At 55.7% G+C, this 20,887-nt stretch carries 19 protein-coding genes and 1 tRNA gene; 12 read left to right on the top strand and 8 right to left on the bottom strand.

Annotation, left to right across the window (positions count from 1 at the left end; genetic code table 11):
• Positions 1-34 precede the first annotated feature (34 nt).
• On the bottom strand, positions 35-2,245 hold the full coding sequence (locus LZP73_RS01565) for a sensor domain-containing diguanylate cyclase (RefSeq protein ID WP_326490326.1): 2,211 nt from the start codon (positions 2,243-2,245) through the stop codon (positions 35-37).
• A 246-nt stretch (positions 2,246-2,491) separates the two neighbouring features.
• Here LZP73_RS01565 and LZP73_RS01560 point away from each other — a divergent pair, with 246 nt between their 5' ends.
• The 9 genes from LZP73_RS01560 (at position 2,492) to LZP73_RS01520 (ending at position 10,652) form a co-directional block, all read left to right on the top strand.
• Entirely contained in the window at positions 2,492-3,337 is an 846-nt protein-coding gene (locus tag LZP73_RS01560; RefSeq protein WP_234232734.1) for a mechanosensitive ion channel family protein, read from the top strand.
• Between the two features lie 96 nt (positions 3,338-3,433).
• On the top strand, positions 3,434-4,264 hold the full coding sequence (locus LZP73_RS01555) for a magnesium transporter MgtE N-terminal domain-containing protein (RefSeq protein WP_234232733.1): 831 nt from the start codon (positions 3,434-3,436) through the stop codon (positions 4,262-4,264).
• A 57-nt stretch (positions 4,265-4,321) separates the two neighbouring features.
• On the top strand, positions 4,322-5,653 hold the full coding sequence (locus LZP73_RS01550) for a magnesium transporter (protein WP_234232732.1): 1,332 nt from the start codon (positions 4,322-4,324) through the stop codon (positions 5,651-5,653).
• A gap of 47 nt (positions 5,654-5,700) precedes the next feature.
• Positions 5,701-6,606, top strand: a complete 906-nt coding sequence (rimK, locus tag LZP73_RS01545) for a 30S ribosomal protein S6--L-glutamate ligase (RefSeq protein WP_234232731.1) — start codon at positions 5,701-5,703, stop codon at positions 6,604-6,606.
• A 198-nt stretch (positions 6,607-6,804) separates the two neighbouring features.
• On the top strand, positions 6,805-7,149 hold the full coding sequence (locus LZP73_RS01540; RefSeq protein WP_234232730.1) for a GFA family protein: 345 nt from the start codon (positions 6,805-6,807) through the stop codon (positions 7,147-7,149).
• 141 nt (positions 7,150-7,290) lie between these two features.
• The gene (locus tag LZP73_RS01535; RefSeq protein ID WP_234232729.1) at positions 7,291-7,830 is read left to right on the top strand and encodes a GNAT family N-acetyltransferase; all 540 of its coding nucleotides are present in this window, start codon (positions 7,291-7,293) and stop codon (positions 7,828-7,830) included.
• 703 nt (positions 7,831-8,533) lie between these two features.
• Complete coding sequence (locus LZP73_RS01530; protein ID WP_234232728.1) at positions 8,534-9,469, top strand: zeta toxin family protein; 936 nt, start codon at positions 8,534-8,536, stop codon at positions 9,467-9,469.
• Entirely contained in the window at positions 9,453-9,761 is a 309-nt protein-coding gene (locus LZP73_RS01525) for a hypothetical protein (RefSeq protein WP_234232727.1), read from the top strand. Before LZP73_RS01530 ends, LZP73_RS01525 begins: the two co-directional genes overlap by 17 nt.
• Before the next feature lie 450 nt (positions 9,762-10,211).
• Complete coding sequence (locus LZP73_RS01520; RefSeq protein ID WP_234232726.1) at positions 10,212-10,652, top strand: hypothetical protein; 441 nt, start codon at positions 10,212-10,214, stop codon at positions 10,650-10,652.
• Positions 10,653-11,312: 660 nt separating this feature from the next.
• Here the strand turns inward: LZP73_RS01520 and LZP73_RS01515 are convergent.
• The 3 genes from LZP73_RS01515 to LZP73_RS01505 form a co-directional block, all read right to left on the bottom strand.
• Positions 11,313-11,389: transfer RNA gene (locus tag LZP73_RS01515), tRNA-Pro, on the bottom strand.
• 306 nt (positions 11,390-11,695) lie between these two features.
• The gene (locus LZP73_RS01510) at positions 11,696-13,486 is read right to left on the bottom strand and encodes a DUF3413 domain-containing protein (RefSeq protein WP_234232725.1); all 1,791 of its coding nucleotides are present in this window, start codon (positions 13,484-13,486) and stop codon (positions 11,696-11,698) included.
• A gap of 125 nt (positions 13,487-13,611) precedes the next feature.
• Entirely contained in the window at positions 13,612-13,830 is a 219-nt protein-coding gene (locus LZP73_RS01505; RefSeq protein WP_234232724.1) for a YejL family protein, read from the bottom strand.
• Between the two features lie 77 nt (positions 13,831-13,907).
• Between LZP73_RS01505 and yejK the strand changes: the two genes are divergently transcribed.
• Positions 13,908-14,936, top strand: coding sequence for a nucleoid-associated protein YejK (gene yejK / locus LZP73_RS01500; RefSeq protein WP_234232723.1), 1,029 nt, complete (start codon positions 13,908-13,910; stop codon positions 14,934-14,936).
• Between the two features lie 146 nt (positions 14,937-15,082).
• On the opposite strand, the gene LZP73_RS01495 is transcribed toward yejK, so the two are convergent.
• Positions 15,083-15,391, bottom strand: coding sequence for a hypothetical protein (locus tag LZP73_RS01495; protein WP_234232722.1), 309 nt, complete (start codon positions 15,389-15,391; stop codon positions 15,083-15,085).
• A gap of 617 nt (positions 15,392-16,008) precedes the next feature.
• Here LZP73_RS01495 and LZP73_RS01490 point away from each other — a divergent pair.
• Positions 16,009-18,489, top strand: a complete 2,481-nt coding sequence (locus LZP73_RS01490; RefSeq protein ID WP_234232721.1) for an ATP-dependent Clp protease ATP-binding subunit — start codon at positions 16,009-16,011, stop codon at positions 18,487-18,489.
• Positions 18,490-18,530: 41 nt separating this feature from the next.
• Here the strand turns inward: LZP73_RS01490 and LZP73_RS01485 are convergent, their stop codons facing one another.
• The 3 genes from LZP73_RS01485 to LZP73_RS01475 are packed head-to-tail and all read right to left on the bottom strand — an operon-like array spanning position 18,531 to position 19,952.
• The gene (locus LZP73_RS01485) at positions 18,531-19,217 is read right to left on the bottom strand and encodes a DUF6058 family natural product biosynthesis protein (RefSeq protein WP_234232720.1); all 687 of its coding nucleotides are present in this window, start codon (positions 19,215-19,217) and stop codon (positions 18,531-18,533) included.
• A 43-nt stretch (positions 19,218-19,260) separates the two neighbouring features.
• A complete protein-coding gene (locus LZP73_RS01480) occupies positions 19,261-19,617 on the bottom strand; it encodes an antibiotic biosynthesis monooxygenase family protein (protein WP_234233313.1) in 357 nt (118 codons plus the stop codon).
• Positions 19,617-19,952: an NIPSNAP family protein gene (locus LZP73_RS01475; RefSeq protein WP_234232719.1), complete on the bottom strand. Its 336-nt coding sequence runs from the start codon at positions 19,950-19,952 to the stop codon at positions 19,617-19,619. The genes LZP73_RS01480 and LZP73_RS01475 overlap by 1 nt, the downstream gene beginning before the upstream one ends.
• A 168-nt stretch (positions 19,953-20,120) precedes the next feature.
• Here LZP73_RS01475 and LZP73_RS01470 point away from each other — a divergent pair, with 168 nt between their 5' ends.
• A complete protein-coding gene (locus LZP73_RS01470) occupies positions 20,121-20,816 on the top strand; it encodes an ArsR/SmtB family transcription factor (protein WP_234232718.1) in 696 nt (231 codons plus the stop codon).
• Positions 20,817-20,887: the final 71 nt, after the last annotated feature.

Raw genomic sequence — 20,887 nt, 5'->3', positions numbered from 1 at the left:
TGACTTTAGGTTGAGGCAATGGCTGCAGTATAAATCAGATCTGCTCCTGGGTGCCGGTTTCCGTCACCTGCGTCAGCATGCTGAGGCTGATCCTGTTACGGCCGGCATGTTTGGCCCGGTAGAGATGGATATCCGCCTGACGCACCCAGTCTTCCAGGTGCTCGCTGAAGCAGGCGTTGGCGACTATGGCGCCAATACTGGTGGTGATGCTGAAGCTGCGTTGCCCCTGGGGACAGGTGATGACCAATTGGGTCAGTTTTATCCTGAACCTTTCCAGGTGTTCCTCGATGTTCAAGACATTGCATTGGGGCAATATCAGGATGAATTCTTCGCCCCCGTATCTGGCGATTATGTCTATGTCACGGCAAAAATGATGCCTGAGCAGCTCGGCCACCGCCCGCAGGCATTCATCGCCGCCCTCATGACCGTAGTTGTCGTTGACTTGCTTGAACAGGTCCAAGTCCAGGATGGCGATGGCTATGGGTTGATCGTTACGTTCACAAAAGTCCTGGATCCCGCCGAAGCGTTGCTCGGCATAGCGGCGATTATACAGGCCTGTGAGCGAGTCCTTCTCGGCCAGCTGCTTGAGCTTGGCGTTGGCCTGCTCCAGCTCGTGGGTCCTGATGGCGACCTTTTCTTCCAATTCGAGTTGATGGCGAAGCAATTGGCGTTTGCTGTCGACCAGCTTCTGGTACAGGCGAAAGACCTCCAAGGGCGAGCTATCATCCAGCAATTGCTCCTGGATCTCTTCCCGATTCAGATCATTGAACTTGCTGGCGATGACTTCCAGTGGCCCTGTGAGCAGCTTACTCACCACCTTGGTGGCGTAGAAGGCGAGCAACAGGGAAACAATCAGGATCAGAAAGGTATTCAGATAGAGTCGCTGTGCCAGTTGCAGCAGGGGTGAGAAGGGCTCAAGCACATAGAGCTGCCAGCCATTGTCGAGCCTATGGCGGGAAAAAATATACTCGGGGCTGTCTCTACTCAGGTCTTCAAGATTCAACATGTCCAGCTTGGTCTGATAAGACTTGCCACTCAGGGCATAGTTAAACTCGCTCAGGGGGGCGAGTTTCAGTGGCTTGGACGCATAGATGACCTTGTGCTTGTCGTCGACGAGCACTATGGATTGCTGTTGATGATCGATATTCTGTTTCTCTATCGAGATAAAATGGCTCACATCCAGCGAGCCTTCTAGGATCCCCGCCGCTTGCTGCTCGTCCCCGAGATAGAAGGGGGCGCTGATGGCGACTATGGGATCGCTGCCGAACCCCCGGCCGAGAAATACCGACGACAGATAGGTTTTCCTGTTGTACAGGGCCTCGGTGAAATAGGGCCTGTCCTGAATCGAATACTGCTTGTCCCGCACCGAGACATCCAGCATGCGCGACTCAGGGCTGGCGGCCACTAATTGTCCTTGCCTGTTGGCGATCAGCATGGTGATGAAACTGGGATACCTGTCATGCAGGCTGGACAGGAGTTGTTGTCTCAGCGCCTCATCCGCGCCTATCTGGCTGAGCCAGTGAGCGGCATTGGCAATCACTGTTTGGTGGTTATCCAAATAGTTCTGGGTGGCCTGCCCCAGATGATTCGCCGAATCCTGCAGGTTTTGTTTGAGTAAGACTTGTTGTTTATCCAGGAAAAAATGATTGGAGACCAAGATGGAAATCAGCAGGCTCGAGGTGACCAGCAGGGTGAAGATATAGGTCAGCTGGGTGCTGAAGTTACGCCTGCGCTTCTCCTTGAGCCTGCCCTTGAAATGCCAGAACCCGGGCACCAGGAGTATGGCAACGGCCCCCAGGCTGATGTAGATGAGGCCGTTGACGCCCTGTTTGATGACGGCAAACAGCATATGCTCCCTGGGCAGATCGGTAAACTGGCTGATATAGAGGTAGGTCAGTGGCATCCCAAGCAGCAACCAGTAACAGATACCTGCATACAGGGCATAGATATCCCGGCGTTTGGCAAAGCCCAGCCACAGGGCTTCGGCGATAAAGATGGGGTAAACGTGCGGGCTCGACCAGGAAAGCATCAGCCCAGTGGCACATAACAGGGCCGAGACCAAGCCATACCAGGGACCCAACAGCACAGCCACTATGACATAAGCCATGTTGCCCAGTATGAGCTGGACATTGGCAAACAGCGGCAGGGGATAGAGATTGGCCAGCAGCCCCAAGGCGCCCAGCAACAGGGCAAAACCCAGTTTATGAACCTCGACCGAGGCTGAGTTGAATGGCAATGCCTTCAAAATATCGACCCATGGGTGTGATTATCTTTAGCCATGCTATTAGCTAACCTGCTTATATTCAATGTTTTATACATTTATTTAACCTGACGCCAGCCAGGCTCGTTGCCGAAGGTAACAGGCGAGTGTTTTTTAAGTAAAGCACGCCGCAGTGGGCTTGTCTGCTTCCCCAAGTCGGGTATGAGCGAATGGCAGATTCTTGTTCCAGCAACTACCTTATTTAAACCAGCAGCTTATTAAGGGTCATTCATGAGTGAAGCCGCAGCGGGCGGATGGCATAACGCCCTGGCCGTCAGTTATGAACAACTGCTCGGCTATCTTGTTGCCTATGTGCCGCAAGTCGTCGGTGCCTTGTTCTTGCTGCTGTTGGGCTGGCTCATCGCCTGGGGGCTCTCCAGGCTGACGACGTCCCTGCTGCTGTTGTTGCATAAGTTCCTCGATGGCTTCCTGACCAAGCTCATCCCGGCGAAGAGCCTGGACATCAAGCCAAGGCAGATTCGGATCATGGGGAAAAGCGTGTTTTGGGTAGTGATGCTGTTCTTCTTCGCGGCGGCGACCTCTAGCCTGGGAATGGATTTCATCGCGACCTGGCTGCAGCTGCTACTCGGTTATTTACCCCGTTTGTTGGCGGCGGGGATCATCATCATCAGTGGCTATTTCATCGGCAGCATGGCCGGGACCATGGCGATGGCAAACGCCGGGCCCAGCGGATTCAGACAGACCTATCGTATCGGCACCGTCATCAAGATTGTCATAGTGTCCATCGCCATAGTGGTCGGCATAGAACAGCTGGGGATCAACATCCAGTTTTTCACTACCTTGGTGTTGGTGCTGCTGTCGACCCTGAGCGCCGGCATCGCCCTGGCCTATGGCTTAGGCTGTGCCGAACTGGTGAAGAACCTGGTGGGCGCCAAGCAGGCCAGGAAACATTTTCGTCTGGGGGAATGCATCGCCATCGCCGGCATCCGCGGCGAGTTGGTCGAGATCTCCGCCACCATGTTGATCCTGGATACCAGCCAGGGACGGGCAGTGGTGCCGGCCAAGCTGTGTCTGGAGGCCCAGGCCAGCATAGTGCCTGACGAGGAGACTCAATAGTGGCGCCGCCATGTGGTCAGTTCCCGGCCATGGCCTTTGTGGGCGAGGCCTTTGCGGGCTCGGGGACGGCGCTGGAGCAGCCGTACGGGAGGCAAGATGAACTCTGCAAATCTTAGGCTCAGCATTCATTATATGACGATCGAACCCCAGGCCGCCGCCCGGCAACTGGAGCTGTTGCCCGCAGGGCAAGGGGGCTTGCTGTTGCAACAGGCCCCGACCGGAGTTGCGGCCAGAGTGCTGCAAGCCATGCTGCCCGATTTTGCGGCAAAAATACTGCCGCAATTGACAGATGGACAAAACAGCAAACTGATACAGGAGCTTAGCTTGGCAGATGTGGCCGCTATCTTCAGGTATTTGTCCGGGGATGACAGGCGGCATCTGCTGCCATTCCTGCCCCAGGGCAAGCAGGCCCTCTGCAAGATGCTGCTCAATTACCCTGAATATACGGTGGGGGCCCTGGTGGAAACCGACGTGCTGGTGCTCGACAGCAAGATGAGCATAGCCGAGGCCCTGCTGCGGCTGAAGCGGCGCAACTACGCCTTCCTCCAGTGGCTGTATCTGGTCAATGCCTCCAGGCGACTGGAGGGCAGGGTCGGCATAGGCGAATTGTTCCGCCATCCGCCTGTGACCCTCATCGCCGGCATCATGTCCAAGCCGGGCCCCAGGCTCAACGCCGCGACCGAACTGCAGACCGCCCTGGCGCTGGATATCTGGCAAGGCCAGGATACTGTGGCGGTGATCAACCGCAGACAGGAGTTTATCGGCGTCTTACATCACCACCATTTGCGTAACCTGGTCCGCCGCCAACAGCGGGCCGACACCCGGCCCGAGGCCATCCCGGCCGAATTGCTCGAGCTGTACGGCGATACCCTGGTATCCCTGGCCGAGCTGTTTTCATCACCCAAGACACGGGAGTCGCTCAACTGAGGCGAGTCTTACCCTGTCACCCGGGTGGCAACACAGATAGCGAATGCCGAGGCGTGTATGTCAATCGAACAACAACTGGCTGAAACCTCACTCAGCCTGAACCAGGACTTCTTCACCCGCTACCCCGTCAGGAGCGCCCGGCATCTGGCGCGCATTCCGGCCACCGAAGGAGCCGAATTGTTGCAGAGCCAGGCGCCCGGGGTGGTCGTGGCCCTGTGGCGCTTCCTGCCTGCGGGGACGGCGGACAGCATCTTCGTGCATTTCCCGCTCGATTTCGCCCTGACCCTCATCACCCGGCTCGATACCCATATCGCCATCGCCTTGCTCAGCCGTTTGCCCATGGACACCCAAACCGCCCTGATGGCCCGCCTGGCCCAGTCCGAGCCGGGATTGGCCCAGGAATTTACCGAGCTGCTAAGTTACCCGGAGGACACGGCGGCGCGGCTGATGACCACCAGGGTCAACGTCTTCTACGATGAACTGAGCGTCGCCGATGCCCTCAGGCAGCTCAGGCAGCGTAAATTGCCGGGCCAGGAGGTCATCTATGTGCAAGACAGCAACCTGGCGCTGGTGGGGGAGATAAGCCTGGCGCAGCTGCTCGCCGCCGATGCCGGCGAACAGCTGGCGGTCATAGCCGAGCCGCTCAAGGCGGTGCTGAGCGCACTCGACAGCAAGGAGCGGGTGATAGAAGTGTTTGAAGGCCATAGATGCAGCGCCATTCCTGTGCTGGATCTCCATGAGCAGATCTTGGGGGTGATACATTTCTTCGATGTCTATCAAAGCACCAAGGAAGATCTGACCAGCGACATGCAAACCATGGTGGGTGCCAGCAAGGAGGAACGGGCCCTGTCCAGCAGTTGGTTTGCGGTGCGCAAGCGCCAGCCCTGGTTACAGATCAACCTCCTGACCGCCTTCGCCGCCGCCGCTGTCGTCGGCTCCTTCGAAGGACTCATATCGCAAATCACCGCCCTGGCCATATTGCTGCCGGTGGCGGCGGGGCAGTCGGGCAATGCCGGTGCCCAGGCCCTGGCGGTCACCATGCGTGGCCTGACCCTGAGGGAGATAAGCACCCGCCACTGGCTCAGGGTCTTGCTCAAGGAGTTGTTTGCCGGGCTGTTGAATGGACTCGCCATCGCCGTCACCTGCTCGATAGCCGTGTATTTCTGGAGCCATTCCTTCGGCCTGGCGTTGGTGATCGCCATCGCCATGGTGTTGTCTCTGGCCATCGCCTGCAGCGCCGGCGCCATAGTGCCCATCATGCTGAAGAAGTTTGGCCTGGATCCGGCGCAGTCATCAACCATTGTCTTGACTACTATTACAGATATCGCCGGTTTTCTGTCGTTCCTTGGTATCGCCTTGTTATTGTCCGACATGTTGCCGCGCGGCTAGTGGCCTGAGGCATAGCAGGCCCAGGCCCATCAACCAGGACTAACAAGATGAAGATTGCTATTCTTTCCCGCAACAAAAACCTCTATTCCACCTCGCGCCTCCTGCAGGCGGGTAAGGAGCGGGGACACGAGATAGAGGTTATCAATACCCTGCACTGTGATATAGACATCGCCAGCAGCCACCCGGCGCTGCGGTATAAGGGCAAGGATCTGGAGCGCTACGATGCGGTGATCCCGCGCATAGGCGCCTCCGTCACTTTCTACGGCACGGCCGTGGTGCGCCAGTTCGAGATGATGGGCACTTACAGCATCAACGAATCCGTGGCCATCAGCCGTTCCCGGGATAAGTTGCGCTCCCTGCAGTTGCTGTCGCGCAAGGGCATAGGCTTGCCGCGAACCGGTTTCGCCAATCGCCCGGATAACATCCGCGAACTGATAGACACTGTGGGCGGCGCGCCTGTGGTGATCAAGCTGCTGGAAGGCACCCAGGGGATAGGGGTGGTGCTGGGGGAAACCATCAAGGCGGCCGAGAGCGTGATCGAGGCTTTCATGGGGCTCAATGCCAACATTCTGGTGCAGCAATACATAAAGGAAGCCGGCGGCGCCGACATACGCTGCCTGGTGGTGGGGGACAGGGTGGTGGCGGCGATGAAACGCCAGGCCCAGAAAGGCGAGTTCAGATCCAACCTGCACCGCGGCGGTTCGGCCGAGATAGTCAAGTTGACCCCGGTGGAGCGGGCCACCGCAGTGGCGGCGGCCAACATCATGGGGCTCAACATGTGTGGCGTCGACTTGCTGCGCTCAAACACGGGCCCTGTGGTGATGGAAGTCAATTCCTCCCCCGGGCTGCAGGGCATAGAAACCGCCACCGGCAAGGACGTGGCGCAGATGATCATCGCCTTCATAGAGAAGAATGCCAGGCCCAACCGCAACCGCACCCAAGGCAAGGGCTAGGGCGAACGCCGGTCCCTGCTTATCAGCTGCACTCTCAGGGGATATCCGCCCTGAATTTGGTAAGTTGATAAAATACAATGAACTAGCTATGCTCATTTTTGCTGTCTTCATGAAGTAACAACGCAGGCGTACCATAAAACCATGCGTGCCATAAAGCCAGGCGTACCAAGACGAAACATGAGCGGATGAGGAGCGAATATGAGCCATACAGGACGTTGTCATTGCGGAAAGATTAGCTTTGAAGTAGAGGGAGACTTTGAGTCTGTGCTGGAGTGCAATTGTTCTCACTGCAGCAGCAAAGGCTATCTATTGTGGTTTGTCCCCCGAGCCGATGTTTCTGTCAAAGCGGAAGACAATTCATTGTCTACCTATACCTTCAATAAACACCAAATCAAGCACCATTTCTGTTCCACATGCGGCAGCGCGCCATTTGGATTTGCAACGAATAAAGGGGTCGAGATGGCGGCAATCAATGTCAGGTGTCTCCAGGATATCGACCTGTCTGCGATCAAGCGGGACTTTGTCGATGGCCGCGCTTTCTAACCCGTGACTAAACCGTCATAATCTACCGCCATAATTTGTCATCTTGGGCCGGGCGCCGGGTGGCAGATGATGGCGTGTCGGGATTTTTGTCGGAGTGGGTGGGTAAACATGCTTTCAAGGTATCAAACAGCGAGATTAAGGGTGCTGGAAATCGCCCGCGATGCAGAACCCTTTGAGCTGAATGCACTTCTGCTGCGGGTGGCTGAGCTGCTGACGCCTGCCGTGGTCGAAAATCTGCCGCCATATTTTCAGGGTATCGAATCGCTTGCCGATGCCGAACGCTGGCTTGAACTCATGCTGTCCGAGAGCCGTTTATTTGCCGTCCAGGATAAGGACAACGGCTCCATTCTTGGTTTCTTATTCATCTACATTGAAGATGCACATGATGCCCACATAGGTTACCTCCTGGGTGAAGCCTATTGGGGCCAAGGTTTAGCCAGCGAGCTGATAAGGGGGCTAATAGCACTGGCGATTGAAGCGCAAGAGTGGAGCAAGTTGATCGGCGGTGTCGACAAAACGAATCAGGCCTCCTCCAACTTGCTGCGTAAACTGGGGTTTGTTGAGCTGCCAGCCGCCGAGCCGTCAGCCACCGAGCCGTCAGCTATAGAGCCGTCAGCTATAGAGCCGTCAGCTATAGATGACCAAGTCGCATTCTACGAGTATCACCTCTCCCGGCCATAAGAGTGTCAGCCATAGCAGGGATGGCGTTGTACGTCCTTGTCTTGTGCATTAGGTTAAGGTGCAGGCACTCCCTTGGCACGGTGAATTGAAATCATGGATTTCAGAGTTTATGAACGAGAGTCACTGATGACGAACTGGCATTTAGCCAGGGATGGCGTTCGAGCACTTCCTTGTCTTGTGCATTAGGTTATAAGGTGCAGGCACTCCCTTGGCACGGTGAATTGAAATCATGGATTTCAGAGTTCATGAACGTGAGTCACTGATGACGAACTGGCATTTAGCCAGGGACGGCGTTACGAGCACTTCCTTGTCTTGTGCATTAGGTTAAGGTGCAGGCACTCCCTTGGCACGCCACGAGCACTTCCTTGTGGGCTCTACGAAAACATCCATGTTGTCGAAGGCCAAGATCGTGCCCACACCTTATGTCTTGAATGTCCCAAGATTTGCACCTGATCAGCAGGGGAATGATGAGTAAATATTTGTGTATAGAGCGGAGCGATGTCATCAGGGAGAGGCGTTTACAGCCGCACTTGGCGCGGGTTAAGGGTACCTTCGCGAGACTATGTCTCACCGGGCGGCGCATTGGCCAGATCATCGCCTAGCAGCGGGTGGCGTGCGGCGTTCGTGGCCAAGAAGCAGCGGAGATTGTTTTGAGGATAAAATGGTTGTAATTTAAAACTTGAACAAATTACAGGGATTACAGATGGCTAAGGAATACGGCAGACCTCTCAGTTCACCAGATCTTGCAAGCAAATTCCTCATCAATGTTTTAGAGTTTGAGTCACGAGATGCTAACAAGTATAAAGTGCGGTTAAGTAAAGCTGATGCCGCATTGGAGGCCCAAAAAGTGGAAGGTACTTTATCGTCAGTGAAGTATCGAGACCCGGCCTATAAAAAAGATGATAAACGTGATGAGCTGAGGAATAAGATTTTTGAAGAATTATTTCGCCATCAACGCCTTGCCAATGATGAGAATATAGCCCTAGGGCAAGGAGGGGCAATGCCCCTCACTGATGTTGTCTCGGACAAAATAGCCTATATTTTAATAGGATCTCCTGCATCAGGAAAATCAACGATAGCAACAAAAATCGCCGATGCTACAGGCTCGTATATTGTAGATAGTGACTATGCCAAGAGAAAATTTCCTGAGTTTAGCTCGGACATTGGGGCAAGTCTGGTGCATGAAGAATCGGCCTTGGTTACTTTCGGGGAAAATGAACAAGACTCCGATCAAGTAAATTTAAAAGAAGCCCTCACTTTTTTTGGCATTAATATGGTCGTCGCCAAAGTAGGTTCTGATGTAGGAAGGCTAAGGGAACTTAGGGATGACTTGATTAAGGAAGGTTACATTGTACATTTGATTCTTGTTAGTCTCGATCGGCAAGAGTCTTGTAGACGCGCATTTTATCGATTTCTTAGAACGGATCGCTATGTTAATCTTGGCCTGATATTTGATGTTTACAGTAATGAACCGATACTTACATACTATCGTTGCATGAATGATCCCAGTTGGGAGAGTGTAAGCAAAGTTTGCACTCTTGAGCTTAAAGAGAGTGGACCAAAGCTCAAGAGTACTAACTTGAACGATGATAGTGTTTTGCATCAAATAATTGGAGGTTGGGATGTCAACCAAGGTTAACGTGCGGGTTCTACCAGACGGATCTAATGTCAAAGAAGAAACTATCCATTTGCGTAACGGAAAGCGTGTAACGATTCAGGTCTGCTTGGACTCAAAGTATGACCGTAATGTGTCGTCTCATGTGAAAGATAGCCTGAAAAATCTCAAGACTAGGCTTAAGAAAAACGAAAATTATCAGCATAACCTAGCCTTACAAACTGAAGCTTCTCATGTGAAGCCTAACATTCAGAAAAATAAGAAAAAAACACAAGAAGAACTACAAGAGAAATACCAAAAATTTTCTAATACTTAATTTGAAAAACATCTACTTCGAGCCACTGCAAAACACAGCCCTGCCTAGCTTCGGGACAGCGGTGTCTGTGTACTGTGAGCTAAATCGATGGCAATAACATGATAATTTAACTCCTAAATTATTTTTCAAGGAGTGAAATATGTCAGACAGTTCTCTTATCACTGCCCCTGTTACTCCCCATCAGCGTTATCGGTGTATTTCGGTTTCTCGGTACAAGAATCGCCCTTCTGGGCATGGTGTTGGCGTTGGCCCTGTTTTTCAAACTGGCGCTGGTGCCGGACCAAGGCTTTGGTACGGGAGCGGGCAGTACACTTGATTTGAGCTAGACTCTGTACAGCGCCGCGCTGCTGGGAAGTATCTTCTGGTGGGCCTGCGTCAGAGTGATAGCAACCATGGCCTACCATCTGCAGGTCTTGGCAAGTAAATTAACGAGCTAAATAAGGAAATGAAATGCAGAAGGTAACGTTAAACCATGCTATTCAAGCATATCAACAAATTCGCGCCAGTAATGCAACATTGAAAGAAATGTTCACAGTCTGGCTCAGAGATAACAAAATAGGGGAGCCATGTGTTGACCCATCATACCCAGATGTATTCGAGATATTAGGGAAAAAAATTCAAATAACTCTTACTCCTTGTGCTTCCGATAGGCTGCTGGGAAAGGTGGCTTTCAACTTGTTTGAGCTTGAACCTGACTCAGGAGCTATCTCCAGGCAGTTGCTGTTCGAACTTTATCTGGATTCATTTGAGCAGTTGGCACTGAAAATGAGCCAAGTTAGTCATTATGAGCCTGATTACCTATTAACGGATGAATACAGTTTAAAGAAGTATCTATTTGCAGATGTTCTGAAAGCATTTTTTGCCCATTATGGCGTTGAAACCATAACTTAAGCCAATCCCGAAACCTTTCCAATCCGTTAGTACTGTCTGGCCCCGTATCATGGGACCATGAAGACACATTCCCATACTGCCATTTACGACATTAACCCAAACTCAAGGCCTTGCAGCCCTGCAGACACAGTTTCGGATTGGCATTGTTGCACCAGTGACCGTTGGCGGCAGGGTGAGCATCGCGTAGCGATATGCAGCGAACGGGAGCCAGGGAAGGCGAGCTGGCTTTTGTGCATGGAGGCATGTTGCCGTCGTCGAGCCCTCAGGGACGACTTATTTGAGATCAAGAGCTGGCGTGTCATTGCTGCGCTTTACATGAAGACGGTGCAAGTCACACTTCAGGCCAATCATTTATTGTCTGTCGCTTTTGCATAGCGATATGCGGCGAACGGGGGCCAGGGTCGCTCTCGGGTGTGCTGCTCTGTGCGGCATTGAGACTCTTGTCTGGCAGAAGGCGTATTTAAGGCAATTAAAGAAAGGGGATATAACCCCAGCAGCGAAGAAGGAGTCGGCTGGTTTGGGAAATCCAAAACTTCCCATATCTGGCGGCGCGAATTACCAAACCGCACGGCGCGCTACACTCAAGCCGTTCACCCGAAGGATTTGCAGATACAAAAAAGCCCGTAAGTCACTAAGAACTACGGGCTTTCTCGTTTAATTTGGTCGGTATGAGAGGATTCGAACCTCCGACCCCTGACACCCCATGACAGTGCGCTACCGGGCTGCGCTACATACCGAAATTGTTTTGGTCAATACAGCGCTTAGACTGGGATTAACCTGTATCGAGACACTCATGTGGGGTATGTCTCAACGAGGCAGAACTTTATCAAGCCCTCGGGGCTTCTGCAAGCGATATGTCATCACTTTGCGTTTAACTGCCTAGTTTCTAATCTGATTTTGTTGGCTTCCCCTGAGTCGCGCCTGTGGGGAAGCCTGGGCTCATACTTTTTCATACTCACTCATGCTCAAAGCCTGGGCTCATGCTTATGCTCAAGCTGGAGCTGAAAAATCGGCCCCGCGTCTGCTGCCCACCTTAACGCCCATTAATGGTTGTAGAGCCTGCGGCCTTCACGCATCACCTGGATAAGCTCGGGGGCACTCATCTTCTTATGCAGGTGTTTCTCATAGTGTTCATCGAAGATACGGTACTTGCCATGCCTGTCTATCACGGTAATTTCATTTTCCTGATAGATGGCGAAGATGCGGCTGTCGCCTATGTAGACCCAGTTTTCCTTGCTGGGTTGCAGCAGGCTGCGGCCGGCGCTGTAGTCCGTGCTCTGGTTGGTGCAGCCCAACACCTGGCTCATCAGGGTAGGCACCAGGCCGTAATGACTGGTGCGGTACTTCACCTTGTTGCCGCTGCCCATGTTGGGCCAGTGGATTATCATGGGCACTCTGACGCTGGCGGGGGACATGTCCCGGCTGGCTTCGTTCAGGTTGCTGGTGAATAGCTTGCCGCTGACCCCAGTGATGATCACCAGAGTGTCGGGTGACACGCCGGCGAGGGTGGCTTGCAGCTGCTGGTCGATGAAGTTGAGCGACTGGCGATACTGGTTAAACAGGACTTTTTCGGCCGGCTTGAGCGTGCTCGCCGCCCTGACGGTTTCTATGCCGAGGAAACCGACCGGGGTGTCATAGTTGTCCGGCGCCTTGAGGTTGAGCAGGGCGAACCAAGGCGCAGACTGGGCCGCATGCCATGCCTGAAAATGCTGTACCGACTGGATATCTGCCTCGGCACTGCCGTTGGTCTCGCTGGCCGTTTCTATGCTGAAGTCCTTGAAGGTGGCCTTGGGGCTCACCTGCTCCAGATTCGTCTGGGTGCTGAAGAGGCCAAGCCGGTAGCCCTGGGCGGCCAGGGTCTGGGTCAGCACCGGGCTGGTTTCACTCAGGCCCACGGCATCGCCATAGCTGCCCTGCAAACCGTAGAGCAGGGAGAAGATGCCTGTCTTGAACTGGTTGCCGCCGCTGTAGTGCTGGCCGAAGGACAGGTTTTGGGCGCTGTACCGGCTCAGAAATGGCATTGTCTTGGCGTCGAGCATGTCCGCCCTCAGGCTGTCTATGCTGATGAGCAGGACATTGGGCAGGTTGTCGCTCTGGCATTGCAGCGGCTGGGCCGGATAATTGAGCGTGCTCCTGAGGGCGGCTTTGGAGCGGCGCGGCCCTGTGCCTTCTATGCCATGGCTTTCCATGAAGGAGCGTGCCGTGGCCGGGTAGGACAGGGGATATGTCTCGTCGAAGCCGGTGATCTCTGTGATGTCGGCGGCATCGGCCCAGATATGCACCAGGTGGCTGCTGATGAAGCAGACGCCGATGAAGGCGACCACCTTATTGCCCAGGTGGTATTTTTGGAGTTTTTCTATGCGCTTCCACAGGGCATTGGCCAGCGTCAGTTCCAGGGTGATGATCGCCAGCGGCGTGACTATGTAAGACGTGCTCTGCAGCAGGGCATTGAGATCGGCCCAGGCCAGATCGAAGGCGAAGGGGCTCAGGTGCAGGCCATAGTCGTCATAGACTATGGTGTCATACAGGAGCAGACATAGCCCAAGGGTCGCGACCAGGGCGGCAAAGCCGCGCAAAATCTTGGAATAGGGCAAGAGCAAGGTAATGGGGAATAAGCACACAAGGTAGACCATGAAGGCCAGGAAACTGAACTGACCTATGGTGCTGATGGCGAGGTAGCCCCAGCCTATCCAGGTCTCCGGGTAGCCGACGCTGCCCAGGTAGCGGCTGCCCACTATCATGGCCAGCAGCCCATTGAAGAAGGCAAACCAATGACCCCAGTTGACCAGGCGTGAAACCTTGTCCCGTCCCATCTGCTTTTTGCGCTCGACCATATGGATCCGTTTATTCCTGAAAGACTTAGGTATCTTAAGTGCTTTTTTGCAATATACCAATGCCGCTGCACATGCCGCGGCGGATTAATGCGTCAATATCGCCCCGTTGCTTGATCTTGACCGAGTTACTTGGCCTTAACCGATTGCGCCAGCGCCTTGGCAAACTGTTCGGCGACCGCCTGACGCGAGGCATCCGGTACCTTGGTCTGCAACAGGTGGGAAATGCAGTTGCCCAATACCATGAGGCTGAGATCGGTCGGTGCCTGATGTTTTTCCAGTACCGCCAGCAATTCGGCGATCAGGGATTCTACTTGGGTATTAGAGTATTTGGATTGGATAGCCATGATCAAAAAATGTTTCACTTTGGAATGGATTAGCGGCATATAATAGCGGATTTATTCCAGTATCACTATCAGGGCTTATGAGTATTAACATCGAACAAGCAATTATTCACGAGATTTCCCAGGACAGCCAAGGCCAGCTGCGCTGCCGTTTGCGTCCTCAACCTCTGCTGAACAGTCAGGCTGTCGAGACCATGCTCGAAGAGCTGCACCAGACCTATACCGGCAAGGCGGGCAAGGGCTTCGGTTATTTCGGCATTGCCGGTGACGATGGCGAAGCCAACCCGGCGTTTGCCGATGCCCTGGGGCAGTACCGTGAGGGTGAGCTGGGGTTCGTCGAATTTTCCGGCCGCGCCAGCAAGCTGCTGCAGGATGAGCTGGCGAAATACGACTTCAGCCAGGGCGGATTCCTGCTGATGTCCTGCTATACCTCCATGACCAGCGATTATCTGTTCGTGGCGCTGCTGAACGCCAAATCGTCGATGACGGTACTGGACGACATGGAGCTGTCGCAGAATAACCATCTGGATCTCAACAACATCCAGCTGGCGGCGCGTATCGATCTGACCGAATGGCAGGCCGATAAGGACTCGCGCAAGTACATTTCCTTCATCCGTGGCCGCGCCGGTCGCAAGGTCGCCGATTTCTTCCTCGACTTCATGGGCTGCGTCGAAGGGGTCAACACCAAGGCACAGAACAAGACACTGATGAATGCGGTGGAAGACTTCGTCGCCGGCAGCGAGCTGACCAAGGACGAGCGTCAGCAATGCCGTGACAAGGTCTTCGAGTATTGCAGCGAGCGTTTCGACAGCGGCGCCGACATAGAAATCAAAGATCTGGCCGACGAGCTGGCGGATCAGGGCATGGAGTCCTTCTATGACTTCGCCCGCGGCGGCGCCTACGAGCTGGACGAAGAGTTTCCCGCCGACAAGTCGACCCTGAGGCAGTTGAAGAAGTTCTCCGGCACGGGCGGCGGCGTGACCCTGAGTTTCGACGGCGGCCATCTGGGCCAGCGGGTGATCTATGATCCTGTGTCCGACACCATAATGATCAAGGGCGTGCCGGCCAACCTCAAGGATCAGCTCGACCGTCGCCTCAAGGGCGAATAGCCCTCAGGCCCAGTTGGCTAACAACCCGCAGGCAAAAAAAAAAGCGCTATAAGCGCTTTTTTTGTGTGTGGGTGTGCGAGTTGTACCTGTCAGCTCAGCAGGACTCAGGTACCGGCTCAGGCCTTGTCTTTAGCGGCACAGGCCTGTCAGCACTTGGGCGTTGCTGTTTTCAGGCCGGCTTGCACTTCTTTGCATGCATCCTCAACCTTGTTGCCCAATTCGGTCGCCGCCGCATCCAGCTTATCGCCCATCTCTTCTAGGGCCTGATCGCTCAATTCCAGCGTCTTGTTCGGCTTGTCATCCACCTCTGTGGCGACGTCATCCATGGTCTTGTCCATGGCTTGCATCTCGGCACTGGTCTTTATGACACCCGTCTCTTCGGCCTGCTTGTCGTTGCAGGCGGTGAGAGTACAGATGAGCAGGAGTGCTGCGATGCCTGTGGGTATGATTTTCATGTTACTTCCTCTAAATATTGGAGTCGAAATGAGTTCCGCCATTCGGTGCCTCGGAACAAAGAGCGGGAAGGCTGAGGCACTGACGGAACGACTTAAAAAGTGCAATGGGTTTGGGTTCACCCTTGCGACAGCGGAAACCGCAATCGGGCAGAGACTAATACAGTCGCCATCCGGCTGGCAATGGCTCGCCAGTTGACGCAGCAAATAAAGGCCGGTTCGGGGGCCGGGGCACCCAGGCATGCAACAAGGGCGTTGCAGCGTGGCGACTTTGTTCACCCCGTCTTAACCCTGGTTTACCTCGAGCTAGCAAAGCTGTCGCCAAGCTGAATGGCATAAGCTCATGTTCGGCAACTAAACCGGCTGGCGGCCCGTGGTGTTCGATGCCGGCTCTGTGACGCTGCAACTCAATGACGTGGCCAAGATGATGGCAGGCCAGCCCCATAGGCTCGCGAGCTTCGGCGAAGCGTTGGGGTGCAAAGGGGGGGCGAGGCGAGCCTGGGGCTCAAGCCGGACACAGGCGCACAGGATTGAATGCGTTGAAGTGCCCGGGTTGGCCATCCCGGCCGGGGCTAATGGACTATAATCAGGAATGTCTTTGACCGTCGCAGGGGGTGAAGGTGTTTCAGCAATATATCCGCCAATGCAGCCAGGAAGTGCACAAGAGCCTGAATGTCGCCATCGCCGAACTGGCCAGCGCCCACCAGAATGTGCTGACCCCGGAACATCTGCTGCTGGGCCTGCTCTCCTTGCCGGACTCGGAAGCCGTGCAGATGTTGCAGCAAGTGCTGGACAATCCCCAGCAAGCCCTGAGGGATCTCACCCAGGACATCTATCTTTCCCTCGAGCAGCTGCCGCTGCAACAACAGGCCAACCAGGTCGTCGCCTCTCCCGAGGTCGAAGAAGTCTTTCGTATCGCACTGAAAGAGGCCAAAAAACTCGGCGATGCCTTCACGGGCACAGGCGCCCTGCTGCTGGGACTCTGTCACGAGCGTGCCGGCGCCGTCGCCATCCACCTGAGCAATCATGGCATTAAGGCAGAACCGCTGCGCAAGGTGTTGATCCAGCTGAGAAACGGTAAGACGCTCGACGCCCAGGATGCCGAGGGGCGCAAGGATCCGCTGGATGAATATACCCAAGATCTGACCAAGATGGCACGCAGCGGCGAGTTGGATCCCGTCATAGGCAGGGAAGATGAAATCGCCAGGGTGATCCAGACCCTGTCGCGGCGCAAGAAAAACAACCCTGTGCTGATAGGCGAACCCGGGGTCGGCAAGACAGTGATAGTCGAGGGACTGGCCCAGCGCATCGCCGAGGCCAGGGTGCCAGACATCCTCAGGGGTAAGCGTGTGCTGTCGCTGGATCTGGCGGAAATCATCGCGGGTGCCAGCATGCGCGGCGAGTTCGAGGAGCGCATCAAGGGGGTGCGCGATGCCGTCATAGCCTCACAGGGGCAGATCATCCTCTTCATCGACGAGTTGCATACAGTGGTTGGCGCAGGTGCAGGTGCCGGCGGCCTGGATGCACCTGCGCTGCTCAAGAGTGCCTTGGCTCAAGGGGCACTGCAGGTCATAGGGGCCGACACCCTGGAGGAGTATCACAGGTATGTCGAGGCCGATAAGGCGCTGGAGCGGCGCTTTCAGCCCATAATGGTGCGCGAACCCAGCGTCGAGGAAACCATCGCCATCCTCGAGGGCCTGGCCCCCAAGTTTGAGGGTCACCATGATATCCATTATCGGCCCCAGGCGCTGGAGGCCGCCGCCAGGTTGTCGGAGCGCTACATTACCGACCGCCACTTGCCGGACAAGGCGGTGGATCTGATGGATGAGGCGGGGGCCGACCGCAGGCTGCACCTGTTGGCCCTGTCCAGGCCGATGCAGGAATTGGAGCGGCAACGTCAGTCATTGTTGGCCGATAAGCAAGATGCCTTCAATGCACAGGAGTTTGAGCGGGTCGCCGCGCTGCAGACGCAGATCATCAATCTGGAGCAGCAGCTGGATGCGGAGCGCAATCAGCTGCTGAACGACAGGAGCACCGAAGACAGGTGGGTGACGGCCGAAGACATAGCGCGGGTGGTTTCCCGCCTGACGGGGATCCCCGTCGCCCGGCTGGCGGAGTCCGAGAGCGACAAGCTGTCCCATATGGAAGACAAGCTGCATCAGCGCATCGTCGGGCAGCAAGATGCAGTGTCGGCGGTGGCCAATGCCATACGCCGCAATCGCACCGGCATAGATCGTGGCCATAGGCCCATAGGCTCCTTCCTGTTTCTCGGCCCCACGGGCGTAGGCAAGACAGAGCTGGCCAAGGCCTTGGCGGAATTCATGCTCGATGACGAGAGCAAGATCATCCGCCTGGACATGTCCGAATACATGGAGCGCCATGAGGTGTCCAAGATGATAGGCGCCCCGCCGGGTTATGTGGGTTACGGTGAGGGCGGCCAGCTGACGGAGAAGGTGCGCCGCAATCCCTACAGCATTATTTTGCTGGACGAACTGGAGAAGGCCCATCCGGATGTGTTCAACATACTGCTGCAAATCCTCGAGGACGGGCGTCTGACCGATGCCCAGGGCCGCACCGTGTCCTTTCGCAACACCTTGCTGATAGGCACCTCCAACCTGGGGTCGGAGGCGCTGATCACCGACAAGCCGCCGGTGGGCTTCATCTTCAGCAAAGATCCTGATTATGAGACGGCACGCCACTCGGTGATGCAGGAGGTGAAGAAGTTTTTCAAACCCGAATTTCTCAACCGCCTCGACGACATCATAGTGTTCCATTACCTGACCCGGGAGGACGTACAGCAGATAGCCAGGCTCTTGCTCAAGACCCTGTGTCAGCAGATGCAGGCCATAGGCATACGCCTGGTGATCGCCGATGCCGTCATCGCCAAACTGGCCAAGGACGGTTTCGAGCCAGCCTACGGTGCCCGGCCACTGAGGCGCGAGATAGAAAGGCAGCTGGAGAACCCCATAGCCGCCATGATAGTCGGCAACCAGTGTGGCCCTGGCAGCGTGATCTACATAGAGCTGACGGCAGAGGATCAGCCGATAAGCCTGAGAGTGGCCGCGGACACTCAGGCGCCGAAGCAAGCGCCCGCCGGCTAGCGGGCGGGGAGTGAGAGGTTAGTGAGTAACAGGCCGCCGGCTCATGCGCCCTGGGCCTGCAAGCGATAGCGGCGGCGCATCTCATCCACCAACCTATGTCGGGAGCTGCGCTGTCGTTCGTGTGGCGCAAATCCGGCGCTGACTTCATCCAGCAGGTTCACTGCCCTGGTCAGCTTAAGCCGCTGCTGTTCATCCAGTTCACTATCCAGTTCATCTGCTGTGGTTATGGCGTTGATGGCCGAGATGGCGAGTTCCTTGGCCGCGATATCTTCCGGCAGGCCGGACCTGGTGCAGAGGCCATAGGTTCCCGCCAGGAAATGCGCCCATTCCCGCTCAATATGTGCATCCAGCGTCGGGCCCGAGGTCAAATTGTGGCATAACTGGCCATGGGCCTGCAGCCGTTCCATGGCATCGAGGTAACGCCGATAAAATATCGGGTAACCTTTTGCGCCAGCCGCGCCTCTGCTTGCCTTCGGCGGGTGAGTCTCAAGCGAGTGCAGCAGTGCCAGCCAGGCGGCGTAGCCCCTGGCGTAGTACTCTATCTCATCTTGTTCCCTGTGGGGGCCGAAGAAGGAATCGCAGCCGATATCCAGCCGCAGCCGGTAGGAGCATAGCGGCATGGCGTCCTGGTTTTGGTAACGTCGCAGCGCCTGCTCCGAGACCTGGGTGAGCTCCAGCAGTTGCTGTAGGGTGTAAAAATGGCGATTGAGGTAGTCGAGCAGTTCCATGTCAGCGGCTCCATGTGTCGGGAAATGGTATCAGGAAAAGGTGTCAGCAAATGCTGTCTGGGCATGATGCGGGCAAGGATTGCGGCGCCTGCACCCGGTCAAACATGCCGTAATCACGGACCACTTCTGCGACCCTCAGCCGATAGTCGGCGAAGATGTGTTCGCGGCCCTGGGTCTGGGCATGGCGATGGCATAGTTGCTCGCGCCAGGCGCGCACCGCGGCCTCATCCTCCCAGAATGACAGCGACAGCAGGCGTTTTGGATCCGCCAGGCTCTGAAACCTCTCTATGGAGATGAAGCCGGGCATCTCCACCAGGGTCGTCTTCAACTCGGTCGCGAGCGCCAGGTACGCCTCCTTAGTGGTACTCTTGGGTGTCACTTCAAAGATAACCGCTAGCATCATGCCTCCTGCGCCGGGCGTTGATAGGTATTGGGGACCGGGGTCAGAAAGCTGCGCTTCTCCGAGACGATGAACTCCCCCTGTTTGGCCAGCATGAAGTTAGCCTTGCCGGCCTCGGTCGTTTGCAACCTGTGGCGATATGCTTCATAAGCGGCCAGGCTGTCGAAACTGATCAGGCCAAATGCCCTGTCATTGGTGCCCTCATGGGGCAGGAAGTAGCCGAGCAGCTCGCCGCCGCAGGCGGGAATGAGTTCGCCCCAGTTTTCGGCATACTCCCGAAACTGCTCGATCTTAAAGGGGTTGAGTTGGTACTCGATAAAACAGGTGATCTTCATCTCGCAGGTCTCCATTGCTTGTATTCATTGGCTTGTATTCATTGACGCCTTTAGGTAGCTTTTAGGCATAGTAACGGCCGGAAAAACCTATGCTTCGACGGCCATCGAACCGTAGCGGATGCAGGCGTAAGCCCGTAAAGCAAGCCGCCCCAGGATAGAAGACAACCCATGGAACCCAACATCGCCTTTATCGCCGCCCTTATCGGCGACACCGCCCGCTCCCGCATCTTGGTCGCCCTGCTGGGAGGCCAGGCGCTGACGGCGACAGAACTGGCAGTGGAAGCCGATGTCACGGCGCAAACCGCCAGCAGTCACCTGAGCAAGCTGGTGGAGGGCGAGCTGCTGCGGGTCCGCAAGCAGGGGCGGCATAAGTATTTTCAGTTGCAGAGCCCGCAAGTCGCCGAGCTGTTGGAAAGCTTGCTCAATATCAGCGCCGGCAGCCTTAATCCCAAGAGTGTCCATGGGCCGGCGGACCCAGGGCTCAGACGGGCACGGGTCTGTTACGACCATTTGGCCGGCGAACTTGGGGTGGCGCTCTATGATGCCTTGGGGGCGCAACAGCTGCTCACCCGGGAGCAGGATGAAACTCGCTTGACGGCCGAGGGCAGGGCATTTTTCGCCGCCTTGGGGCTGGATCTCGAGGAACTCAAGGGGCGCCAGGACAGGCGTCGGCGCCCGCTGTGCAAGTCATGCCTGGATTGGAGCGAGAGGCGCAGCCATCTCGCCGGGGCCTTGGGCAATTGGATCCTCGAGGATATTCTGGCGAAGGGCTGGGCAGAGAGAGCACTCGACTCCAGGGCCATGCTATTTACCGCCAGTGGCCTGCAGGCCTTCAGTAAGAGCTATGGCCTGGCTGAGGGCTAACGAAAACTTAGGCTTTGGGAAATTCGAAGCCATAGGGGCTTGAGGTTATAGAGGACAGGATAAGCCTGGGC

Source organism: Shewanella sp. AS16 (assembly GCF_021412365.1).
Lineage (GTDB): Bacteria > Pseudomonadota > Gammaproteobacteria > Enterobacterales > Shewanellaceae > Shewanella > Shewanella salipaludis.
Note: the sequence above shows the minus strand (reverse complement) of the source record. Positions and strands in the feature narration are given on the sequence as shown.